We start from the raw sequence: 6,853 nt of genomic DNA, 5'->3' as shown, positions 1-6,853 counted from the left end.
CTTATATAACTTTACAAATAGTAACAAAATATAGGCAAATAGTTAAGATACTTATCGATATTTAATTAGCGATCGCCAATAACTCTTTTGCCATAGAAGTGCGTGGTAATAATTTGTTATGGCTTTTTTACTCAACTGAATTAAACAGTAAGCAGTAACTTCCCATCCAAACCGGAATAAACGGGGGCGTCAGTCAACAATAGGGGTGTAGGAGGTAGGGTGTAGGGAACACTATGTTGTCAAAAGCTGGAACTGGAATCAACATAATTGTCTTGAAAAGACGGGGCTTGCATCCCACGGGCTGTTGGGTCTGTCTGTCTCTCCAAACCCCACACTCCAAATCTCATAACCTATCCCAACGGGGCTTGGTCATCAGCATAGGGCTTTAGGGAAGATAAAGCAGAGAATGTAAAGTTGTAAATCAAAATTTAAGGCAATAAGGTAAAAATTATAGATTCAACATCAGAATCTGTATAGCACACATCTACGTGTAAATTACCATCTTGGCCTTCCTTTATTGTTACAACATCAAAGAATAATTTTGTTGTTGGATCTCAAACTAGTCATTTCCTGGAGTGACTATGAAGCGCGTAAATCTCCATAGATAAATTCTTTGTCATTTCCCAGATAAATCATCCAGGGGATAAAGAAATTAGGAGAAATAAACAATGTTTTGGAAGTTCGTGGTTGGGGCTTTAGTATTGCCCGGTTGCCTTGGACTTGAGATTGCTGCGGCATCTTTAGGTAAGGATAATGTAAATATCCAACCAAAATCAGAAGAATTAGAATTATCACTGGCGAAAACGCAAGATTCCAAACATGTAGATCAGCCTTTAGCTCAAACTACAAAGGAATCTTCTACTATCCCTGCAAACCAGGAGGTTGATACCAAACAATTAACAGAGGGTGCAGACATACCCTTGAGAATTAGTCATCGCCGCTATTATAGAAGACCCTGTTACCGTCGTCGTCGCTATAGAAGGCGTTATTATCGTCGTCGCTACTATCATCCAGCGTATTATCGTCGTCGCCGTCGTCGCTATAGAAGACGTCGTTACCACAGGCATTACCACAGACATTACTATCGTCGGGGACATCGTCGCTACCATTACCATCACAGGCATTAATGCCAAATAACCAGGGGCTAATCAACTAAACATTAGCCAAACCAACATAAAAGCCAGGGCTGCACTACCCAATGGTACAGTTAAATTATCAATACCTAACAAAGAAAAGCTTTCCAAGCCAGTAGCTACCACCGCAACTACCAAGGAGATTACCCAAGTTTGCCAAAAGTTACCCTGTACGCCAATTAATATCAACAGAATAACCGTAAAACTAGCTAAAAACATGGTTAGGGAACCTTCCCAACTTTTTTCAGCACCCAAAATTTGATATTTATGTTGACCAAAACGTTGACCAATTAATGCCGCTAATCCATCCCCCCATGCCATCACCATAATCCCTAAGGCAGCATATTGAGGTTGTTTTAGATACCAAAAACAAGCAATTAAAATACCGATACTAACAGCATAAAAGAAGGTTCCTAAGCTTCGTCTGCCTACACTATTAATCCCCGGAAGAATTGGTAATCGATAGGACAATAAAGTTACGCCACTAGCTACAATTGCACATCCAATACCAATGCTGGCTGGGATATCGAACCACCAGGCTAGTAAAATTATATTACCAGTACCAATATGTACTATCTTGCGAATAACTTCTGGATTCCCATGGGCGAAACGACTCACGCCCCAGGCTAAGAAGAAAATAAATGATAGCCAAATTGCCACACTGCTAATTTGCAGCCATAGAAGAGGGGTAGATTGTAATGAGGGAAATAAACTTAACAACTAAAATTCTGTAATAATGGCCTTTGCTACTACCTTTACTTTATTCGATTTGGGTAACAGTGATGAAACTATTATTAATTTGGCTAATTCGGTTTTACCGAATGTTTATCTCACCCTTATTCCCACCCAGTTGTCGCTTTCAACCCACTTGTTCTATGTACGCACTCGAAGCTGTTGAACGTTTTGGCATATGGCGTGGTGGATGGTTGGCAATATGTCGTATCTCTCGCTGTCACCCGTTTCATCCTGGTGGTTACGATCCTGTTCCGGAAAGGGAAGCAGGGAAGGAGTAAGGAACATCCACAATGTTTGGATATTATACGGAATAACATTGTTTTAAAGTAAAGTTTAATTTCAATGATGCTTCACTTTTAGCAAATAGTGATACCGTATAAATTAAATTTATGGAAGCTTCCCAGGTCGATTTAACAACCTTGTGTTAGTAGGTTAAATAATTAAATTGAGTAAAAAAGTAAACAACACTGGTTGATTGCAATCTGTCTGGCCAACTCATAGCAGCACGCAACTTTAACACTGGGATTTTCTCTGAATATTAGTTACAGAAAATTTCGTGTAACCACTTACTTTATAAACTTGTGGGTGTGACGAAATTAGTTAATAAAACCCTGTGTAAGTAATTAATTGAGAGGATATCACTAAGCGGTTCAATGTTTAGGTGTTGTTGTTCTAATTACATAGACAAAGAAGCATCTGATCTTTCAAACCGGAGATAGATTCTTATGGCACAGAAAAATGCAGCCCAACTTTTTAAAGCAGTTCAAGAAGATAATGCATTGAAAGAAAAACTCAAAGCAGCGAATAACCCAGAACTGTTTATCAAGATTTCTACCGAGCGTGGCTATAACTTCACAGCTGAAGAATTAGAAACTGAACTAAATCAATTATCTTCTGAAGAGCTAGCATCTATTGTCAATCCAGGTATAGCCCCCAGGTTGCATCTTATACCAAGATAATTACTCTGAAATGGGAAAAGTTAAGATAAAATCTTTGGGTGTGAAATGTGAGTTCATCTAACAAAATCACATTTCCCCCATGCTTTTCTTCTCTGTCTTTTGAACAAATTTGGGATGCTACTTATTCAAGTTAGTGGTTAGTTTTCCATCTTCCATTATGTATAATGCGATCGCCCAAACCAACTTCTTTCAAATTGACAATTTTGGTAGGGGAATTAAAGCTTCGGCTACGCTCAACTTTAACATCAAGGGGGTCGAGATGTTAAACCCAGAAATTTGAAGGGAAGAAAGGGGAAGCTATAAGTGTTTTGGAATTTACAAGTTACCTCTTCCTTCTTCCTTCTTCCTTCTCGCATAGCGAATTAAAAACCTTGCATCCCCAATTTTTTGGAGCCCAAAAAATTAGGAAAAATAGGGGTAAAAATGTTAAGAGTTTTCTACCACATATAGCACTACCAAAGCACGTTAGGACATTCTTGAATTTCGAGAATCCATGAAAAATCAAGCTTTTAGTCTGAAAATATGTCCTAACATAAAAGCGTAGTGCTATATCTTGCACCTTCTCAATAAGAGTAAGGTGGGCATTGCCCACTCTAGGGGATAATAAGATTTACAGGCGATAATTTTCGCAATAATTATGTGGTGCAAGATGTGAGCTACCCTCACCACAGGAATTTTTTAGCAAGCCCTAATAAGCTTTTAAAAATTCCATTATGCGACGCCAGAATATGCTAATACAGGTGATTTTACAGGCCAACGACCAACAGCTTCACCAATAGTAGCCATCTGCTGCATTAACTGGTCGTATTGTTGTGGTGTTAGAGATTGAGGCCCATCTGAGAGAGCTTTTGCTGGATTTGGGTGAACCTCAATCATTAGAGAATCTGCCCCAGCTGCAATAGCAGCGATAGCCATTGTCGGTACGTACTCAGCCCAACCAGTTCCATGACTAGGATCAATCATAATCGGTAAGTGGGTGAGTGTGCGAAGGACAGGGATCGCTGCCAGATCAAGAGTATTTCTTGTATACTTCCGATCAAAGGTACGAATTCCTCGTTCGCACAAAATCACATTTGGATTACCCTCTGCCATAATGTACTCAGCAGCCATTAGCCAATCTTCAATTGTGGCTGCTAGTCCTCGTTTGAGTAAAACTGGCTTATTAGTTGCTCCTACTCGCTTCAAAAGAGAGAAATTCTGCATATTACGAGCGCCTACTTGGATAATATCAGCTACCTCAGCAACTTGAGCCAGTTGCTCTGCATCCATTACTTCAGTAATGATACCCAAACCTGTAACTTCACGAGCTTTTGCTAATAAATCTAGGGCACTCTCACCATGTCCTTGGAAAGAATAGGGTGAAGTTCGGGGCTTGTAGGCACCACCTCGTAAAAGTTTTGCCCCTGCGGCTTTCACTCGCCAAGCAGTCTCGATAATCATTTCTTCATTTTCTACGGAACAGGGACCAGCTATGGAAACAATGGGATGATGTTGACCAAAAACCACGATTCCATTAGGTGTAGAGACAAATACTTCTGTTGGTTCTCCATAACGAAATTCTAAACTAGCTCTTTTAAAAGGTTTATCTATATTCACAACCTTCTCAATAAAAGGACTTAGTTGTTGGATTTTTTCAGAATTGAGAGTAGCAGTGTCTCCTACTAAACCAATTATAACTTTGTGTTTACCTACAATTTTTTCAGGCGTAATATTCCAGCTTCTTAATTCTTGGATAATTCTTTGAATCTCTGAAATGGGAGCATCAGTTTTCATTACTACAATCATTGGCTTAAACCTCAATTTTGATCAAATTATCAGCAAACATTTAGTCTTAGTAAAAAATGTCAGTTTCTCGAACTGACAAAATTAATAACGACGTAGATTTGGCTGTTGTACATCCGGCAATAAATCGATGAAAAGATGACAAACACCAAGAGAGAATAACAGAGGAACTTGGGATTTAAAGGAATAAGTAGAAAAGAAGTAATTAACTCGATTAAGATTAGAGCAATAAATATCCCGAGTATTCTGGAAATAGTTTTTCATTTCATCAAATTGTAGAAAATAGCACCTGTCGGCGCACCTACTACAAATACTAGTACTGCTACTAGCCAATAATTAGTTACAGGCTCGACAAAGTAACCGATAAATATTGATGAAAGATAAAACTAACCACAGCTTTAAGTATTGATCATAAGTCCGTGGGAAAAGTCAGATAAGTGAATCAGTAATTCCAGCTCGACAGGATATCATTAACTACTTCTACAATCTGACCGCCGGATGCAGGATCAGATACAATCTAAGCAATATGTTCGTCTCAAGATTGTTCGCGATCATTAGGAACATCGGAATCTGGCCTAATTGTGTATATGTTGGTTGTAAAGCCATAATTTTTTTCAGATAAATGTGGGACGGATATCCTAAACAGCAAGAATTCCTAATCTCTCAAGACTTACGATATTTTTATAACTCATCATCAGTGTTGTAGATGTCAGGTTCATCAAGTTATACACTTAGGGCATAGGAATAGAAAAATAGAAGCAGATTGCTTACAAATCCGATGTTTGGGGTTTCAACACAGGACTGCCTATTTGTAAATTTCATCTCAGTTTAAGTTATGACTTTAAAGTTAAAATCTGATAAAATTAAAGTCTGATTTCTATATTTCTATATCAACCTCCATTAAGAGTACTCACATCACCCTAAAATAAAGAAGTTAGCATTCATTAGTATTAAGGGTAATTATTATCCAGATTTATCTTCGTGATTGATAAATACAAAATTAGCTACAGTCATTCCGGATATCTCCTATGTCTAGGTTGCACTTAAGTATTACTTCTTGATGGAATTTGTTCCAAGCAAGAATTATTTATGCTTTAAATAAATTGAATTTATTGCTGTGCAAGTATGCTTGACAAAAGAAGACAAAAGAATATTATTTGGTAACATTACAAAATGTCAAGACTTTATTTAGACAAAAATTTGGCTCTAAAGTAATAAGTCTTAATGGCATCCTTAATGAGGGCTTAATTAACCCTTAATACAAGCCTTCATTAAGCGAAGCGTATCCGCCAAAAATTGAGGTTTTCATAGATATACAATGTGATTTAATTACCTCATAAAGTAGAGTCTTGTGAGCCTATGATGACTGTAATATCAACACTTTCATAATCTTTTTTGCTCCTCTTTCATTTGAAAAATGCTGTAAGCCCACATCTTTATCTTATTTCCAGTATCACTGAAATTCCGTAATTTATCATAGGTCTGGTTTCGGATGGTAATAACTCACGCTTACAGTTCAATGTAGCATAAATAATTTTTTATATCATCATTGCCGAGCGCTAAATTGTTTCCTTTTATCTATATTAATCATCAGTAAAAAAGATTGAATGCAATACAAACTTTTAAGTGAACGCATACATACAAAGCTATTACACGGCTCAATGTTGTACTTTATTGAAGTGAGAAATCATAAAAAATGTACTTTTGTATTTTTTTGTATTGTTTTGTATCATAGAGTCGGGTATGAAACTACTTGATGGCTTACCCATTACCGATATACTGTCAATATCAGCCTCTGGTGTCTATAATATAGTCTTTCCAGCAGATGAGGATAATTAATCTATCACAAATATCTATACAAATATAGTAATCACCTGATATTGCCTAGCATTTCTATGCTGCGTCGTTCAGATTTAGGCGGAGTATAATATTTTTTCGATTGACGAAACTTGGGGATCAATTTAACTTGCTACGGGAGAAGGAAGAAGGAAAAGGTGACTTGTCAGTTCCAAAACACTCACAGGACTTACCAGTAATCAAATGCAAGCGCCCTCCCTTCGAGTTTTTGGGTTCAACATCTCGACTCCGCTCGATGTTAAAACTGAGCGAAGCCGAAGTTTTAAGTTCCCCAGCAAAATTGTCAATTTGGTAGTCTACAATTGGTGAGGTTTAAATCCCTCCAGCAATTATCCTTCCTCCTACTTCCTTCATTTAATTTTCACCAGATGTCTAATGGAAACATAC

7 protein-coding genes are annotated in these 6,853 nt (G+C 37.6%); 4 read left to right on the top strand and 3 right to left on the bottom strand.

All coding sequences use genetic code 11. The features are described 5' to 3' along the window. Positions 1–668 precede the first annotated feature (668 nt). Positions 669–1,127: a hypothetical protein gene (locus CALSC_RS23415; RefSeq protein WP_088243647.1), complete on the top strand. Its 459-nt coding sequence runs from the start codon at positions 669–671 to the stop codon at positions 1,125–1,127. Between the two features lie 21 nt (positions 1,128–1,148). Here CALSC_RS23415 and CALSC_RS23410 read toward each other — a convergent pair whose 3' ends face one another. After that, entirely contained in the window at positions 1,149–1,853 is a 705-nt protein-coding gene (locus tag CALSC_RS23410) for a diacylglycerol/polyprenol kinase family protein (RefSeq protein WP_088243646.1), read from the bottom strand. A gap of 62 nt (positions 1,854–1,915) precedes the next feature. Between CALSC_RS23410 and yidD the strand changes: the two genes are divergently transcribed. From yidD to CALSC_RS26760, 3 genes are all read left to right on the top strand, one after another. Beyond that, positions 1,916–2,146, top strand: coding sequence for a membrane protein insertion efficiency factor YidD (gene yidD / locus CALSC_RS23405; protein ID WP_088243645.1), 231 nt, complete (start codon positions 1,916–1,918; stop codon positions 2,144–2,146). Positions 2,147–2,593: 447 nt separating this feature from the next. Further along, on the top strand, positions 2,594–2,827 hold the full coding sequence (locus CALSC_RS23400) for a Nif11-like leader peptide family natural product precursor (protein WP_088243644.1): 234 nt from the start codon (positions 2,594–2,596) through the stop codon (positions 2,825–2,827). A 133-nt stretch (positions 2,828–2,960) separates the two neighbouring features. Beyond that, positions 2,961–3,107, top strand: a complete 147-nt coding sequence (locus tag CALSC_RS26760) for a hypothetical protein (protein ID WP_159460685.1) — start codon at positions 2,961–2,963, stop codon at positions 3,105–3,107. A gap of 431 nt (positions 3,108–3,538) precedes the next feature. Here CALSC_RS26760 and aroF read toward each other — a convergent pair whose 3' ends face one another. Both aroF and CALSC_RS26125 read right to left on the bottom strand, forming a co-directional pair. Then, entirely contained in the window at positions 3,539–4,612 is a 1,074-nt protein-coding gene (gene aroF, locus CALSC_RS23395; RefSeq protein WP_088243643.1) for a 3-deoxy-7-phosphoheptulonate synthase, read from the bottom strand. 81 nt (positions 4,613–4,693) lie between these two features. After that, positions 4,694–4,873: a hypothetical protein gene (locus tag CALSC_RS26125; RefSeq protein WP_143288352.1), complete on the bottom strand. Its 180-nt coding sequence runs from the start codon at positions 4,871–4,873 to the stop codon at positions 4,694–4,696. Positions 4,874–6,853: the final 1,980 nt, after the last annotated feature.

Source organism: Calothrix rhizosoleniae SC01, from assembly GCF_900185595.1.
Classification (GTDB): domain Bacteria; phylum Cyanobacteriota; class Cyanobacteriia; order Cyanobacteriales; family Nostocaceae; genus Calothrix_A; species Calothrix_A rhizosoleniae.
Note: the sequence above shows the minus strand (reverse complement) of the source record. Positions and strands in the feature narration are given on the sequence as shown.